Source organism: Actinoalloteichus fjordicus (assembly GCF_001941625.1).
In the GTDB taxonomy this organism is placed as follows: domain Bacteria; phylum Actinomycetota; class Actinomycetes; order Mycobacteriales; family Pseudonocardiaceae; genus Actinoalloteichus_A; species Actinoalloteichus_A fjordicus.
Genome location: NZ_CP016076.1, coordinates 1765823 through 1781072, shown reverse-complemented (window position 1 = coordinate 1781072; position 15250 = coordinate 1765823). Strand labels below are relative to the sequence as shown.

Annotated in this window: 15 protein-coding genes; 7 read left to right on the top strand and 8 right to left on the bottom strand. The window is 70.4% G+C overall.

Annotation, left to right across the window (positions count from 1 at the left end; genetic code table 11):
• Positions 1-77 precede the first annotated feature (77 nt).
• Together UA74_RS08095 and UA74_RS08090 are read left to right on the top strand one after the other, a co-directional pair.
• A complete protein-coding gene (locus UA74_RS08095) occupies positions 78-1298 on the top strand; it encodes a GNAT family N-acetyltransferase (protein WP_075739718.1) in 1221 nt (406 codons plus the stop codon).
• A gap of 269 nt (positions 1299-1567) precedes the next feature.
• Positions 1568-2332: a hypothetical protein gene (locus UA74_RS08090; RefSeq protein ID WP_075739717.1), complete on the top strand. Its 765-nt coding sequence runs from the start codon at positions 1568-1570 to the stop codon at positions 2330-2332.
• A 494-nt stretch (positions 2333-2826) separates the two neighbouring features.
• On the opposite strand, the gene UA74_RS08085 is transcribed toward UA74_RS08090, so the two are convergent.
• The 3 genes from UA74_RS08085 to UA74_RS08075 are packed head-to-tail and all read right to left on the bottom strand — an operon-like array spanning position 2827 to position 4479.
• Entirely contained in the window at positions 2827-3636 is an 810-nt protein-coding gene (locus UA74_RS08085) for an Fpg/Nei family DNA glycosylase (RefSeq protein WP_075766043.1), read from the bottom strand.
• The gene (locus UA74_RS08080; RefSeq protein ID WP_075739716.1) at positions 3636-4001 is read right to left on the bottom strand and encodes a hypothetical protein; all 366 of its coding nucleotides are present in this window, start codon (positions 3999-4001) and stop codon (positions 3636-3638) included. The genes UA74_RS08085 and UA74_RS08080 overlap by 1 nt, the downstream gene beginning before the upstream one ends.
• A 4-nt stretch (positions 4002-4005) precedes the next feature.
• Positions 4006-4479 (bottom strand): ribose-5-phosphate isomerase, encoded by a 474-nt coding sequence (locus UA74_RS08075; RefSeq protein WP_075739715.1) that lies wholly within the window; start codon positions 4477-4479, stop codon positions 4006-4008.
• A gap of 111 nt (positions 4480-4590) precedes the next feature.
• Between UA74_RS08075 and UA74_RS08070 the strand changes: the two genes are divergently transcribed.
• From UA74_RS08070 to UA74_RS08060, 3 genes are all read left to right on the top strand, one after another.
• Positions 4591-5346 carry a 2-phosphosulfolactate phosphatase gene (locus UA74_RS08070; protein WP_075743543.1) on the top strand — a complete coding sequence of 252 codons (756 nt, stop codon included), beginning with the start codon at positions 4591-4593 and terminating at the stop codon, positions 5344-5346.
• 98 nt (positions 5347-5444) lie between these two features.
• Positions 5445-6269: an MBL fold metallo-hydrolase gene (locus UA74_RS08065; RefSeq protein WP_075739714.1), complete on the top strand. Its 825-nt coding sequence runs from the start codon at positions 5445-5447 to the stop codon at positions 6267-6269.
• 182 nt (positions 6270-6451) lie between these two features.
• Complete coding sequence (locus UA74_RS08060; RefSeq protein WP_157434056.1) at positions 6452-7483, top strand: hypothetical protein; 1032 nt, start codon at positions 6452-6454, stop codon at positions 7481-7483.
• An 18-nt stretch (positions 7484-7501) separates the two neighbouring features.
• Here the strand turns inward: UA74_RS08060 and UA74_RS08055 are convergent, their stop codons facing one another.
• Positions 7502-8932, bottom strand: a complete 1431-nt coding sequence (locus UA74_RS08055) for an aldehyde dehydrogenase family protein (protein WP_075739712.1) — start codon at positions 8930-8932, stop codon at positions 7502-7504.
• Positions 8933-9101: 169 nt separating this feature from the next.
• Complete coding sequence (locus UA74_RS08050; RefSeq protein ID WP_075739711.1) at positions 9102-9731, bottom strand: mycothiol-dependent nitroreductase Rv2466c family protein; 630 nt, start codon at positions 9729-9731, stop codon at positions 9102-9104.
• Positions 9732-9909: 178 nt separating this feature from the next.
• Between UA74_RS08050 and pepN the strand changes: the two genes are divergently transcribed.
• Positions 9910-12468 (top strand): aminopeptidase N, encoded by a 2559-nt coding sequence (pepN, locus tag UA74_RS08045; protein ID WP_075739710.1) that lies wholly within the window; start codon positions 9910-9912, stop codon positions 12466-12468.
• Between the two features lie 111 nt (positions 12469-12579).
• Here the strand turns inward: pepN and UA74_RS08040 are convergent, their stop codons facing one another.
• Complete coding sequence (locus tag UA74_RS08040) at positions 12580-13074, bottom strand: DUF5130 family protein (protein WP_075743542.1); 495 nt, start codon at positions 13072-13074, stop codon at positions 12580-12582.
• Entirely contained in the window at positions 13061-13342 is a 282-nt protein-coding gene (gene ctaJ / locus UA74_RS08035) for an aa3-type cytochrome oxidase subunit CtaJ (RefSeq protein ID WP_075739709.1), read from the bottom strand. Before ctaJ ends, UA74_RS08040 begins: the two co-directional genes overlap by 14 nt.
• Before the next feature lie 696 nt (positions 13343-14038).
• Between ctaJ and UA74_RS33395 the strand changes: the two genes are divergently transcribed.
• Complete coding sequence (locus UA74_RS33395; protein WP_232237671.1) at positions 14039-14443, top strand: hypothetical protein; 405 nt, start codon at positions 14039-14041, stop codon at positions 14441-14443.
• A gap of 28 nt (positions 14444-14471) precedes the next feature.
• Here the strand turns inward: UA74_RS33395 and UA74_RS08025 are convergent, their stop codons facing one another.
• The gene (locus UA74_RS08025) at positions 14472-15143 is read right to left on the bottom strand and encodes an HNH endonuclease (protein WP_083683018.1); all 672 of its coding nucleotides are present in this window, start codon (positions 15141-15143) and stop codon (positions 14472-14474) included.
• Between the last annotated feature and the right edge of the window lie 107 nt (positions 15144-15250).

Below are 15250 nucleotides of genomic sequence, written 5' to 3'. Positions count from 1 at the left end.
AGCACCCCGTGCCCGGCGCCACGCCCGCCGCCGACAATTCCCTTGGTTCTCTCGGTGTCACCGAGTAGGACAGGCCCATGACCCGAGATGATCTGCACACCCGAACCCTCACCGATGCCGACTTCGAGCAGCTCGAGGCGGTGTTGTCCGGAGCGTTCCTGCTCGAGGACCCGGAGGTGTGGGAGATCAACCGACGATTCCTGGAGATCGACCGCGTGCACGGGGTCTTCGACGGAACCGAACTGGTCGGCGGGGCGGGCGCGCTGACCCGATCCCTCACGTTGCCCGGCGGGTGGCAGAGCCCCGTCGCGGCGGTCACCTGGGTCGGGACGGCACTCGGACACCGCAGACGCGGCATCCTGAGCAGACTGATGACCGCCCAGCTCCACGGTCTGCACGAGGCGGGGGCGGAGCCGATCGCCGGTCTCGGCGCCTCCGAGGCGGGCATCTACCGTCGGTTCGGCTACGGCGTGTCCACCGAGTGGGCCAAGACCACGGTGCCGGGCAAGGCGCCGTTCCGGCCGGAGGTGGATCTCGGCGGCGATCGAGTCCGTGAGGTGCCTCGGGCCGAGGCGCTGCCACTGATCACCGCGCTGTACGACCGGTCCGCAGCACATACCGGCTGGATGTCGCGATCGGCTGCTCACTGGGAGTTCACCCTGGTGGACACACAGGCGATGCGGACGGGTGGTGCGAGCAGACTGCACTTCGCACTGCACCCCGAGGGCTACGCCGTCTATCGGGTGCGGCCAGGCGGCAGCATCTCGGCGCCGAGGTATCAGATGAGCGTCGTCGAGCTGGGCTCGACCAGCCCCGTCGGGCACGCCGCCGTGTGGCGATACCTGCTGGACGTCGACTGGATCAGCGAGGTCCGCTACGAGAAGTGCGCGACCGACGACCCGATCACCAGCCTGCTCGCCGACCGACGACAGGCGGAGCGCAGTGACGTGGACGCGTTGTGGCTGCGGTTGGTGGACGTCGATCGAGCGCTGATCGCCCGGCGCTACTCCGCGCCGCTGGACGTCGTGCTGGAGATCGTCGACCCACGCTGCCCGTGGAATCAGGGGCGGTGGCGGCTGCGTGTCGACGACGAGGGAGCCGCCACGGTGACGGCCGCCGCCGAGCGGGCGGATCTCACCATCGGGGTCGCCGACCTCGGCGCCGCCTTCCTCGGTGCCACCCGGCTGAGCACGCTTGCCGCGAGTGGCCTCGTGCAGGAGCACCGTGCGGGCGCCGTCGCCGCCGCCTCCCGGTCATTCCTGGCCGATCCGATGCCCTACTGCGCGGTCGACTTCTGACGTCGACGGACTCTCGGAACTCCGGAGCGACCCGCCGCAGGCAGCCGCCGAGCCCGTCCGGACGGAGCCCCCGGACGGGCTGCACACATATCTCCACAGTGGACTGCTCACGATGCGACGTCCGGGCGTGGGACGACGATTCCCTGTCCCTACACCGATATGCCGACTAGATCGACTCGGTCGGGGTCTTGACTCAGGCGATACGCACAACCGGTAACGTCTGAATCGTCGGTTTCGCGGCACAGCCGCACCGAGAACAGGAGGATTCCGTGGGCACCGCAATCGTTCTGATCGTCCTCGCGATCGTGGTCGTCGGTGGGGCGGTGGTGTTCGCGCAACGACGCGCGAAAGCGCAACAGCAAGAGCTGGACGACGCGAAGGCCGACGCCCGCCGCTGGGTCGAGCGCCTCGGCGGTCAGGTGATCAACCTGACCGGCACGAACGACGCGTCGAAGCAGGCCATGGCCGACGCGTCCGAGCGCTACACGGCCGCAGGCTCGCAGATGGAGCAGGCCCGCACTGCAGAGCAGTGCAATCTCGTCACCCAGACCGCGATGGAGGGCCTGTACTACGTGCGGGCCGCGCGTACCGCCATGGGGATCGACCCCGGACCCGAGCTGCCCGACCTCTTCGGTCAGACGCGGGCGGGCAAGGTGACCGAGCAGCGCGAGGTCGAGTTCGAGGGCAGGCAGATGATCGCCTCGCCGCAGCCGGACCAGCATGCCTCGCACTACTACCCCGGTGGTGAGGTCGCGGGCAGGCCGGTGCCGCAGGGCTGGTACAGCGAGCCGTGGTGGAAGCCGGCGCTGGTCGCAGGCGCCTGGGGTCTCGGTTCGGCGCTGCTGTTCAGCGCGATGTTCTCCGGGATGTCCGGGGTGCCCACCGACGTCTACGGCGACGGCTACGACGACGGCTTCGAGGCAGGCCAGGCACAGGCAGAGGAAGACGCCGAGGCCGAGGCCGACTCCGGTGGCGACGACTTCGGCGGCGGGGACGACTTCGGCGGGGGCGACATGGACTTCGGCGACTTCTGAGCCCGCTGCGGTCGGCCACCGAGGCCTGCGCCTGCGCGGCGGACACCGCCACGCTCGACGACGCGACAGACGATGCCGTGTCACCCTGGTTCTCAGCGGGTGACACGGCATCCGCCGTCTCGGGCACCGGCACACCGCTCCGGCCGGGGAACGAGCCCGCCCTGTTCCCCGGGAGCGGCTCGCACCCGCCGCACGGCTTCACACGATCGGCGGCCCGAAGGGGCGGGGCGATCCGATCGGCTCGGTGGCGGATCGCTTCGGAAGCCTGCCGACCGCATCCGATCCGATGGGCGGACCACCGACGAACGTCGCAGCCGGTGCCAGGCCGCCGAGAAGCAGGGCCGACGGTTCCGATGAGGCCTCCGACGCGGCACGGAGATCGGTCGGAACACGGCGGCCGACGGGCCCGGATCGTCAGAACCGATCTCGACCCGCGAGTCCGTCGACGTGCTCCCTGACGGGGCTGCCGCCCTCGGCCGCCGGTCGGGAGCCGATCAGCCTGCCTGACATGCGGGACACCAGTACAGCTTGCGGCCCTGCAGATCGCGCATCAGCACGGTCTCGCCACAGACCAGACAGGGCATCCCCGCGCGCCGATAGACGTAGACCTCTCCACCGTGTCGATCTCGCCTGGGCTCCCGGCCGGTGACGCTCGGATCGTGTTCCGGGCGCACGGTGTCGATGCGCCCGCTGCGCACCCCCTCGCCCATCAGCAGCACCAGGTCCGCCCAGATCGCATCCCAGGTCTCCCGACCCAGACGCGATCCAGGAAGCATCGGCGGCACGCCGTGGCGGAACAGGACCTCGGCGCGGTAGACGTTGCCCGCCCCCGCGAGGACGGACTGATCCAGCAGCAGCGCCGCGATCGAGGCGCGGGAACGGGAGACACGAGTCCACGCCGCGGTGGGATCGGCGTCCGGCCGCAACGGATCGGGGCCCAGCCTCGCCTGCAGCGCGGCGACCTCCGGCGCGAGCAGTATCCGACATGCGGTCGGGCCGCGCAGGTCCGTGACGTGATCCGCTCCGACGATCCGCATCCGCACCTGCCCGACCGGTTCTTCGACCGGCAGGGGATGTTCGACGAAGGTGCCGTACAGCCCGAGGTGGACGTGCACGGTCAGGCCGTTCTCGTAGTGATGCAGCAGGTGCTTCCCGTACGCCTGCGCCTCGCACAGCGTCACGCCGTCCAGCCGGGCGGCCTCCGTGGCGAAGCGACCCTGTGGACTGCTCACCGCCACCGGCCCACCCTCGAAGCGCCGCTGGTGGAGCCGGGCCAGTCGGTGCAGGGTGTGTCCTTCCGGCATCAGCCGATCATCCACCACAGCAGCACGGAGACGATGACATACCCCAGCAGCACACAGGCCGTCACCGCACCGGCATCGCGGAGGGCGAGGTGCAGTCCGAGCTCGCGGCCGCCCCGCGCCCTGGCTCGTCCCAGCAGGACGGACAACAGCAGTGCCACCAGCACGGACGCCACCCCGGCGAGAAACAGCATCACGCCGATGCCGAGTCCGCAGTCCGGAGATCCGCAGATGCCCTCGACACCGCCCGCGACGGCGGGCACGAGGGCCGACTGGCCGAAGTAGAGCAGGACGACGCCGAGCACGGTCGCAGGCGCCGCGAGCAGCGGGACCAGCGACCAGTGCACCGGTCGGTCCGGGACCGCCATCGGCTCAGCCCGTCGGCAGCGGCGGCGGAGTGCCGGTGGACTCGTACTCCGCGATCAGCCCGATCCGCCGCGAGTGCCGCTGTTCGTCGGAGAAGGTCGCGTCGAGGAAGGTCGTGACGATCTCGATCGCCTCCTGCGTGGTGTGCATCCGAGCGCCGACGCCGATGAGCTGGGCGTTGTTGTGGTTTCGCGCCAGCCGTGCGGTCTCCGGACTCCATGCCAGGGCAACCCGGGCACCGGGCACCTTGTTCGCCGCGATCTGTTCGCCGTTGCCGGAACCGCCGATCACGACCCCGACGCTGCCGTGGTCGGCGACCACCCGACTCGCCGCCTCGATGCAGAACGCCGGGTAATCATCCTCGGCGTCGTAGGCATGAGGTCCGACGTCGACGACCTCGTGGCCGAGGCCGCGGAGATGGTCGGCCAGCTCGTTCTTGAATTGAAAGCCTGCATGGTCGGCACCGAGATAGACACGCACGCCGGGCAGTCTGCCAGGTTGCGGCGGCGGAGGCGACGAGCGAGACCGCACCGGCGGTCGAGAGCGGCAATGGACTCGACTCGGCCCCCCTGGATGATCTTCGATGGCGACATGGCTGATGCACGCGTGTTTCGACAGGCCGATCACCGAATTCGGCTGGACTGGGGGCCTGCGGGACTCGCCGCCCTCGCCGAGGACTGCGCGGTGGTGGTCGTCGTCGACGTGTTGTCGTTCAGCACTGCCGTCGACGTCGCGATCGGGCGTGGGGCACGGGTCCTGCCGCTGCCCTGGCGCGACGATCGAGCGGCCGAGGCGGCCACGCGGGCAGGCGCCGTGCTCGCCGGGCCTCGGCGCGGTGCGGGCTGGTCGCTGAGCCCCGCTTCCTTGCGGGATATCCCCGCCGGGCAGCTGCTCGCGCTGCCCTCCCCCAACGGAGCCACACTCTGCGCCACGGCCGCTGCAGGGCAGGCCGCCGTGCTGGTCGGCGGTCTGCGCAACGCGGGCGCGACGGCTCGCCGGGCGCTGACGCTCGCGGCAGGCGGGCCGATCGCGGTGATCGCGGCGGGCGAGCGGTGGGGAGTGAACGAAGGCCCGCTGCGGCCTGCAGTGGAGGATCTCCTCGGCGCGGGAGCGGTGATCGCGGGGCTGGCCACCGGCGGCCTCTCCCCCGAGGCCGAACTGGCCGAGGCGTCCTTCCAGGGATGCCGCGTCCGGATCGCGGAGGTGATCGCGGGCTGCGTCTCCGGCCGCGAGCTGCGCGACGAGGGCTTCGCCGCCGACGTGGAGCTGGCGAGTCTCCTCGACGTCAGCCGAGCGGCACCGCAGCTGGCGGACGGCATCCTGGTCGATGGAGCCCGCCTCGGCTGATTCGCCGAGGCGGGCCGGGGCACGGCGCCGAGCAGCTGCGAGTCTGACGCAGCACCTCGGCAGGGACCACGTCCGACGACAGCACGGGAGCAGAAGTCATGACCGAGCCGCCAGAGCCCGCGCCCGCCGCGTGGTGGAGCGAGATCGCCGACGGAGTGCTGGTGCGGCGACATCGCGAACTGGACCTCTCGACCGGTCTGGTCATCGGCACGCGATCCTGCCTGGTGATCGACACCGGCGGCGATCATCGACAGGGAGCGGCCCTGGCGGCGGCCGTCCGGGAACGCACGTCGCTGCCCTGGGCCGTCGTCTACACCCACGCCCATTTCGACCACTGCTTCGGCACCGAGGCCTTCCTCCCCTGTCCGGTCTGGGCACACGAGCGGCTGCCTGCGGTGCTGAGGGCCACCGCATCGGCCCAACGAGACCAGTGGTCGACGCACTATCGCGACGAGGGCAGGCCCGATCTGGCCGACGCGCTCTCGGCCTCGCGGGCGGTCCCGCCGGATCGCACCGTGACCGATCACGTCGAAGTCGACCTCGGCGGACGGACCGTGGTGCTCGAACACCTCGGCAGGGGGCACACCGATCACGATCTGATCGTGACCGTGCCGGACGTCGACGTGGTGTTCACCGGCGATCTGATCGAGCAGGGTGCTCCGCCCGCCTTCGAGGACTCGTTCCCGCGAGACTGGGCCGCACTCGCGGCCGGACTCGCCGAACGCGGTTCGGCGGTCACCCGTTTCGTCCCCGGTCACGGCCGACCGGTCGACATCGCGTTCGTCCGAACACAGGCCGCGCAACTACGCACTCTGGTCGAGCACGCTGCGGCGCTCGGCGCAGTCTCCTACGCAGCCGAGGAGGGGCCGACTCACCCGTTCGGCGCAGCGGTCGTCCGCACCGCAGCCGACCGACTGCGCTGACCAGGCAGATCGCGGGCGCATCTCACCGACTGATCAAGTTGAGGATGCAACGATGCGGCGGAGTGCACGGCGGATATCGTGAGCAGGTCGATCGGCGGGCGGTACGCCCGCCTGTCAGCCGGGTCCCGGCGCGGTGTGCCGGACCGACAGCCTCTGCCCATCCCGACCGCGAGGGGGTCCCGATGCATGGCGACCGACCTCCGCAGGCACCGCCGCCGCAGCAGCCGCCGTGCCCTCCGACGCCCCCGACGTCTTCTCGACAGACCCGACAGCCCCGCCTCGACGCGCCCCATCCCGCAGGCAGGCGTGAGGAACTCGCCGAGGCGTTGGAGCAGGGCCCGTTCAGTAACGCGCTGCGCCTCGCCATCGAGGTGAGCGGCCTGAGCCTGGATCGGCTGCAACGACGACTGGCCGACCGGGGCGTGCGCGTCAGCCTCACCACCCTGAGCTACTGGCGGCACGGCCGCAGTCGCCCGGAGCGGCCCGACTCGCTGCGCGGAGTGCGCATTCTGGAGGAGGTGCTCGGCCTCCCGGAGGAGTCGCTCACCGGCCTGCTCGGCCCGCGTCGTCCCCGTGGGCGCTGGGTGGCTCGCAGCCACGGCACCGTCGACCTGGATCAGCTCTGGACCGACCCCGACACGGTTCGGGAGTTGCGGGCCCACATCGACGTGCCGCCGCCGAATCAGCTCAGCCCGCTCAGCGTCCAGGACATCGTGCTGGTCGGCTCCCAGCGTGACGAACAGGCGGTACGCACCCGGATGGTCGTGGAGGCAGCGGTGGACGGCGTGTCTCGCAGCTTCCTGGTCTACCGCACCGAGCCGGAGCGCTCCGTCGCGATCACCGCGACCCGTTACTGCACCCTCGGCGAGGTCGTCCACGGTCCGAGCGGCTTCATGGTCGCCGAACTCGTGCTCGACAGGGTGCTCGACGCGGGCGAGGCGACCATCTTCGAGTACGAGGTGGCGGGGCAGCCGGGCGAACCCATCCTGTTCCACGATCGACGCTTCGTGATGCCCACCCGGCAGTACGTGCTCCAGGTCGGCTTCCAGCCGGATGCGCTGCCCGTCCGGTGCCTGCGCTACCACCGGCCCAACGCCGACGCCCCGGAACAGGGGCTGCGGGAGGTCGCGATCGGCGCCTCGCACACCGCGCACGTCATCGAACTGGACGTCGCACCGGGGATCTACGGCATGCGATGGGACTGGGCGGACTGACGGCTCCGCGATCCGGGCTCACACCTGGATCGACTTGACCTCGAGGAACTCCTCCAATCCGAAGCGCCCGAGTTCCCTGCCCACCCCGGAGCGTCGATACCCGCCGAAGGGCGCCATCGGATTGAAGGCCGCGCCGTTGACGTCGACCTGACCGGTGCGCATCCGGCCGGCCACCGCGAGCGCACGATCCTGATCTGCGGAGAACACCGCGCCGGACAGCCCGTAGTCGGTGGAGTTGGCGATCTCGACGGCCTCGTCCTCGTCGCGATACGGCATGATCGCCAGCACCGGGCCGAAGATCTCCTCGCGCGCGATGGTCATCTCGGGTCGGACCTCGGCGAACACGGTGGGCAGCACATAGGACCCGCGATCGAGGCCGGTCGGCGTCTCGGTGCCGCCGACGACCAGCCGAGCGCCCGCCTCCATACCGCTTCGGAGGAAGTCGAGCACCCGGTCCCGCTGCGTCGCCGAGGCCAGCGGCCCGATCCGGGTGGCCGGGTCGGTGGGATCGCCCGGCGTGTATCGGGCGGCGGCCGACTCCGCCAGCGTCACCGCCTGGTCGTGCAGCGATTCGGGGATCAGCATGCGCGACCACGCCGTGCAGGTCTGCCCCGCGTTGATGAAGCAGTTGGCCAGACCGATCTTGACCGCCTTGGTCAGGTCGGCGTCGTCGAGGATGATGTTCGCGGACTTGCCGCCCAGCTCGAGGGCCACCTTCTTGACGGTCCCGGCCGCCAGCGCGGCGACCCGGCTGCCTGCCGCGACGGAGCCGGTGAAGGAGACCATGTCGACCAGCGGATGCGTGGCGAGCGCCTCGCCCACGATCGGTCCGGTGCCGTGCACGATGTTGACGACGCCCGGCGGAACACCGGCCTCGGCGACGATCTCGGCGAAGATCCCGGCGGAGAGCGGGGCGATCTCGCTCGGTTTGATCACTACCGTGCACCCGGCGGCCAGGGCCGGTGCGACCTTCGCCACGAGCTGGTGCAGCGGATAGTTCCACGGGGTGATGCAGCCGACGACCCCGACCGGCTCCCGAACGATCCGCGAGTTGCCGATCTCCTCGGTGAAGGAATACCCCGAGTCGAGCAGGTCCGCCACGGCCGCCGAGGTCGCCACCGGCAGCCCGGCCTGGACCTTCGTGGCGAAGGAGATCGGTGAGCCCATCTCGGCCGAGATGGTGGCGGCGAGATCGGCGCCTCGCGCGGCCAGTCCGCCGGAGATCCTGCGCACGGCGGCCGCTCGCTCCGTGACGGAGGTGGCCGCCCAGCCGGGCCAGGCGGCGGCCGCGGCGCGAACGGCCGCATCGACGTCGTCGGCGGTCCCCGCCGGAATCGAGGCGATGACCTGCTCGGTGGCGGGATTGACGACGTCGATCCGTTCATCGCCGCCGATCACCGCCCGTCCGCCGATCAGGTGACCGGTGCGAGCGGTGCCAGGAGCCGCCATGGGTCCTCCCCGAGTTGTGCGCGGTCGATGCGTCGGCCCCGAGCGTGGCACACCCGCCCGCCGAGGCGCATCCCTCCCCGCCGAGGCGCATCATCCCCGCGAGGCGCATCCCCCTCTGCGGAGGCGGATCCCTCCCCGCCGGTCATCCGGCGGGAAGGGATCCGACCGATCAGGTGAAGTCGAGCTCTCCGGTACGGGTCCGCTTCAACTCGAAGAAGTACGGATAGTCGGCCAACAGCCGCGCGCCGTCGAAGATGCGGCCCGCCTCCTCGCCGCGGGGGATCTTCGTCAACACCGGGCCGAAGAAGGCGGTGCCGTCGATGTGGATCGTCGGCGTGCCCACGTCCTCCCCCACCGGGTCCATGCCCTCATGGTGGCTCGCCCGCAGCCGCTCGTCGTAGGCGGTGGACTCGACGGCCTCGATCAGTTCGGCAGGCAGCTCGGCCTCCGCGAGCGCCTGCGAGATGGCCGTCGGCCGATCCCGGACCCCCTCGACGTGGATCAGCGTGCCGATCGCCGTGTAGTAGGCGGCCAGCGCCTCCGGCCCGTGCTGATGCTCCACGGCGATCGCCACGCGGACCGGACCCCAGGAGCGGTCCATCAGAGCCTGGTAGTCCTCGGACAGCTCACGTCCCTCGTTGAGGACGGACAGGCTCATCACCCGGAACCGGAGGTCGATGTCGCGCACCTTCTGAACCTCGAGGATCCACCGCGACGTGATCCAGGCGAAGGGACAGACCGGGTCGAACCAGAAGTCCACCGTGGTCCTCGCCGCGTTCGTGTTCGGGTCCTGTGCCATGCAGGGTCTCCTCGGAAATCGGTCGGCCTGTCACCCGTCGGGGTGCACCATGAACGACAACCATGCGACATCGACGAGGAATTCCCGATCGGGCTGACCCAGTCGGTTGACTGCCCCGGCCGCGCCGGACGTGATTGGATGCCAGCGACCTGCCCAGACTGCAGACCGAGGTGATCTGTTGCCCGCCCCGAACCTGACCCGCGAAGCCGCCCGCGAGCGGGCCGAGCTGCTGAGCGTGACGTCCTACGCCATCGACCTGGACCTCACCGACGGCGAGGGCGGTCCCGGCGAGAAGACCTTCCGATCCGTCACCACGGTCCGCTTCCGTTCCTCGGAGGTCGGCGCCCGAAGCTGGATCGATCTGGTCGCCGAGCAGGTCGACCGAGCCGTCCTCAACGGCGTCGAGCTCGACCTGGGCGGCTACCGCGAGGAGGATGGCATCGCGCTGCCCGAGCTGGCAGCCGAGAACGAGCTCGTCGTGCATGCCGACTGCCGCTACATGAACACCGGCGAGGGCCTGCACCGCTTCGTCGATCCGGTCGACGACGGCGTGTACCTGTACACGCAGTTCGAGACCTCCGACGCCAAGCTGATGTTCGCCTGTTTCGATCAGCCGGATCTGAAGTCCGTGTACCAGCTCACGGTCACCGCTCCGTCGAGCTGGAAGGTGATCTCCAACGACCTGATCAGCGAGACGACGACCGTCGGCGCGGCCGCCCGACATGTCTTCGCGACCACCCGACCGATGTCGACCTACCTGGTGGCTCTGGTCGCAGGACCCTACGCCGAGTGGCGTGCCGAGTACGAGGACGAGCACGGCGTCATCCCGTTGGGGCTGTACTGCCGCGCCTCGCTCGCGGAGCACCTGGACGCCGACCGCCTGTTCACCGAGACCCGACAGGGCTTCGCGTTCTACAACAAGGCCTTCGGCGTGCCCTACCCGTTCGGCAAGTACGACCAGTGCTTCGTGCCGGAGTTCAACGCGGGCGCCATGGAGAACGCGGGCTGCGTGACGTTCCTGGAGGACTACGTCTTCCGGTCGCGGGTCACCCGGTACTCCTACGAGCGCCGCTGCGAGACCGTGCTGCACGAGATGGCCCACATGTGGTTCGGCGACCTCGTGACCATGCGCTGGTGGAACGACCTGTGGCTCAACGAGTCGTTCGCGACCTGGGCGAGCGTCCTGTCGCAGTCCGAGGCCACCGAGTACACCCAGGCCTGGACGACCTTCGCCAACATCGAGAAGTCCTGGGCCTACCGTCAGGATCAGCTTCCCTCGACGCATCCGGTCGCGGCAGACATCCCCGACACCCACGCCGTCGAGGTCAACTTCGACGGCATCACCTACGCCAAGGGCGCCAGCGTCCTCAAGCAGCTCGTCGCCTACGTCGGGCTGGACAACTTCCTCGCCGGACTGCGGGTCTACTTCGCCCGCCATGCCTGGGGCAACGCCACCCTCGCGGATCTGCTGGCCGCGTTGGAGGAGGCCTCCGGTCGAGACCTGTCCTGGTGGAGCGCGCAGTGGCTGGAGACGACGGGGCTGAACTCCCTGCGGCCGCGCTTCGAACTCGACGACGAGGGTCGCTTCACCCGGTTCGAGGTCGTCCAGGGACCCGCCCACCCCGGTGCGGGCGAGCTCCGCACGCACCGGCTCGCGGTGGGCGTCTACGACGAGGATGAGCGCGGCAGGCTCGTCAGGACCCACCGGGCAGAGGTGGACGTGTCCGGTCAGAGCACCGAGGTCGCCGAGCTGGTCGGGGTGCCGCGCGGAAAGATCGTGCTGGTCAACGACGACGACCTGACCTACTGCGTGATGCGGCTCGACCCCGACTCGCTGGCCGCGCTGATCGACCGGATCTCCGACATCGAGGAGTCGCTGCCCAGGACCCTGTGCTGGTCGGCGGCCTGGGAGATGGCGCGGGAGGCCGAACTCAAGGCTCGGGACTTCGTGGCGCTCGCGCTCGGCGGCGTGCATGCCGAGGAAGAGGTGGGGGTGGCGCAGCGCCTGCTCATGCAGGCACAGACCGCACTGTCCTCCTACGCCGCGCCCGACTGGGCGCCGGAGGGCTGGCGACGGCTGACCACCAGGGTGCTCGAACTCGCCCGTGCCGCCGAGCCGGGCTCGGACCACCAGCTCGCCTTCGTCAACTCGCTCTCCGGATCGGTGCTCACCTCAGAGCAGCTCGACGTGCTCCGGGGCTGGCTGGACGGCTCCGACCCGCTGCCCGGCCTGACGGTGGACACGGACCTGCGCTGGCGTCTGCTGCTCGCGCTGGTAGCCCATGGTGCGGCCGACACCGCCGAGATCGAGGCGGAGCTGTGTCGCGACCCGACCGCGACCGGACGCAGGCATGCGGAGCGCGCGCGAGCACTGCGGCCGACGGCGGAGGCCAAGGAGGAGGCATGGCGACGGGCCGTGCACGACGACGAGCTGCCCAACGCCGTGAACGAGGCGATCATCCACGGCTTCTCGCATCCGGCGCAGAAGAAGCTGCTGGCCGACTACGTCCAGCGGTACTTCGCGGAGGTGGACGACGTGTGGCGGCGGCGATCGATCGAACGGGCTCAGCCTGCCGTCGTGGGGCTCTTCCCGTCCTGGGCGGTCGAGACGAGCACCGTGGAGGCGGCTGACGCCTGGCTGGCGGGAGACCATCCGCCCGCGCTGCGGAGGCTGGTGTCCGAGGGTCGAGCGGGGATCGTCCGCGCACTGGCCGCGCGGGCCTTCGACGACCACTGATTCCGGTGACGGACCACGGGGGTGCGGTTCATGCCGCACCCCCGGCGGTCGGTCTCATCACGGCGGCCTGGACACGGCCGGGCCCACTGCCGCCGCGTCGACAGGCGGTTCCTACCGGGTCGTCAGCTCGTTGCCCGCCTGGTCGGAGAGCATCCGCAGGCCGCTGAGCAGCCCGCCGACGAGATCGCCCTCCTTGAACGAGGCGACCATGCTCATCACGGCGAGCTTGCAGCCCCGGTTGGGCACCCTTCGTGCGGCCTCGAAGCCCGTCACCAGCTCGACCACCCGCCCGGCAGGCGACACGGCGATCAGGACGGCGTCCCGCGCGGCGAACCCGATGGAGGCGTGCAGCTCCTCCGCCCGTGCCCTGCTGTCCTCGCCGAGGCCGCCGAGGTAGATGCTGAAGTCCAGCCCGGTGGACCGACCTGCCAGCGTCAGCGCCTCGTCGAGCCGCGCCAACTGCGACGGTGTGAACGGGAGCGCGGGCTCCTCGTCACGCGTCAGCCTGCGAGCGACGGACACTCGGCCGGTGGACGTCACCACGGCGCCGAGGCCGAGATCGGCATCGGCGGCCTCCACTCGGCGGGTCAGCTCACCAGTTCCCACGAGCACCTCCCCTGGCCGTCGACACGTTCGGGTCGTCGGTCTGCGCTGCCTGGTCGTCGTGCTCCTCGGCTGCGGCTGCCCTGGCTCGCTGGGCCTCGCTCAGGCCCGCGGGGTTCGCGGTCCACCACACCGGTCGGTAGTCCCATTCCTGGCCGGGGCGGTAGCGCGCAGCCCGAGCAGCCTTCTGCCGCAGGGTCAGCATCATCACCACGCCGTAGACCACCAGGGGGATCAGCACGAAGACGAGGATTGTCTCCACTACGGTCACGCCTCGTACGGTAGCCCACGGGTCGACCACCAGGGTGTCTGCGTGTCAACGCCGCCCGAGATCACTCGCCGACGGCGGGCTCGGCCACCCCGGTCCATCGGTCTGCGACGGCGGGCGGGCGGGCCCGGTGCGCCTGCGGCGCGGAACCATCCGATCGTCGGGAATCGCCGCCCGAGGCAACCACGCATCGCGATCGTCCATCACGCTAGGTGTGCGAGTGCTTATACGCCCGCTACGACGGGTAACCCTTCAGCACGGAGTCGCACCGGCAGGGATCACTCGGTCGGACCAGCAGGCTCCCCCGTTCGGACCCGGACCAGAAGGGGGTGAATGCCACTCACATTGGCGGCTTGTCCAGGCCCGCCCAGGCTTCTACTTTCACCTGTACGGGTCTTGCACACATCCAGTAGGCGAAAGATCCGTCCGGATCGACGTCAAGGAGATGACATCATGTTTTTCAACATCCACGTATGGAGCAAGGACACCACCCGTCCCAACGGTAGCCGCCCTACCGCACCGCACAGTGCGACAACGACTCTGCGTACTGACGAGCCTGCCGCGAGAGCGGGGGTCCGAGTGACTCGGTCGACGCCGTCCGCAGGGGTGCGCGTCACGCGCACCGATTCGACGCCGTCCGGGCTGTCCCTGACGCTCGGGGTCCGCGTCACCAGGATGCTGCCTCAGGACGGTGTCCGCGTGACCCGCGACCTGCCCGAGGCCGGGGTTCGCGTCACCCGACGCACGCCGGACTGCGGAGTCCGGGTCACGAGGAGCACGGCGGGCGTCCGGGTGACCAGGCACCTGCCCGAAGCCGGGGTTCGCGTCACCCGACGACTTCCCGAGTCAGGCGTCCGCGTCACCCGAGGTCTCCCCGACGCAGGCGTCCGCGTCACCCGACTCCCGAAGGCAGGCGTCCGCGTCACCCGAGCACTTCCCGAGGCGGGGGTCCGCGTCACCCGGTCTCCCGAGGCGGGCGTCCGAGTGACCAGACAGGGAGTCCGGGTCACCCACACCCCCGTGCGCGAGCTGTCCGGTCGCGGCGTACGCGTCACCCGACGCGGACTCCAGGCAGGCGTGCGCGTCACACCCGGCGGGCGTTGACCTACCGCCTGCCCACACCACGAATTCCTCAGGCGGCGGGTTCGCCCAGGTAAGGCAGCCACAGCGGGTCGGTCTCGCCGCCGGCCAGCAGCCGCCAGTAAGGCCCGGAGGGCGCCCGAGGAATCGTGAGCAGCCGCCAACCGAGTTCCCGGAGCAGCCGGTCAGCCTTGCGGTGATTACACCGCGCGCAGGAGGCGACGCAGTTCTCCCAGGAGTGACTGCCGCCCCGACTCCTCGGCACCACGTGGTCGACCGTCTCCGCCCGACCCCGGCAGTAGGCGCAGCGGTAGCGGTCCCGCAGCATCAGCGCGGCCCGCGTCAGCGGCACCCGGCCGCGATACGGCACCCGCACGAATCGGCTGAGCCGGATGACGGAGGGAACGGACTGGCTGGCGTTCACCGAATGCACCGCAAGCCCCTGCGGGTCGTCGTGCACCACTTCAGCCTTGCCACAGATCACCAGGACGACCGCCCGACGCAGCGGCAGCGCCGCCAGCGGCTCGTAGGTCGCATTGAGCAGCAGGACCTGACGCCTGGCCCAGGGCGAGGGTGTCTCCCCGGCGGGCACCGCCTGCGCAGACGGAGTCGGATCGGCTCTGACGATGCTCGGCGAACAAAGTCTGGCGTTCGCCGGGCGCACGACAGCGGTCGGCGCCCACTCCGCAGGAGCGCCGATCGAAGTGGGTTGTCGATCTGGCACGCAACCACCTCCACCGGTACAGGAACCAGTCGACCACACTTTCGGCCGGTCTCGCACTCCTGAATCGCCGACCGGTCGGTGAACACCTGCGCCCGCGCACGACCGGA

Excerpts from the sequence above, each read along its gene's own strand:
- UA74_RS08085 (WP_075766043.1), bottom strand. The coding sequence starts at position 3,636 with ATGCCGGAAGGACACACCCTGCACCGACTGGCCCGGCTCCACCAGCGG.
- UA74_RS08060 (WP_157434056.1), top strand. The coding sequence starts at position 6,452 with ATGCATGGCGACCGACCTCCGCAGGCACCGCCGCCGCAGCAGCCGCCG.
- UA74_RS08095 (WP_075739718.1), top strand. The coding sequence starts at position 78 with ATGACCCGAGATGATCTGCACACCCGAACCCTCACCGATGCCGACTTC.
- UA74_RS08050 (WP_075739711.1), bottom strand. The coding sequence starts at position 9,731 with ATGGCACAGGACCCGAACACGAACGCGGCGAGGACCACGGTGGACTTC.
- UA74_RS08070 (WP_075743543.1), top strand. The coding sequence starts at position 4,591 with ATGGCTGATGCACGCGTGTTTCGACAGGCCGATCACCGAATTCGGCTG.
- UA74_RS08055 (WP_075739712.1), bottom strand. The coding sequence starts at position 8,932 with ATGGCGGCTCCTGGCACCGCTCGCACCGGTCACCTGATCGGCGGACGG.
- UA74_RS08065 (WP_075739714.1), top strand. The coding sequence starts at position 5,445 with ATGACCGAGCCGCCAGAGCCCGCGCCCGCCGCGTGGTGGAGCGAGATC.
- UA74_RS08080 (WP_075739716.1), bottom strand. The coding sequence starts at position 4,001 with ATGGCGGTCCCGGACCGACCGGTGCACTGGTCGCTGGTCCCGCTGCTC.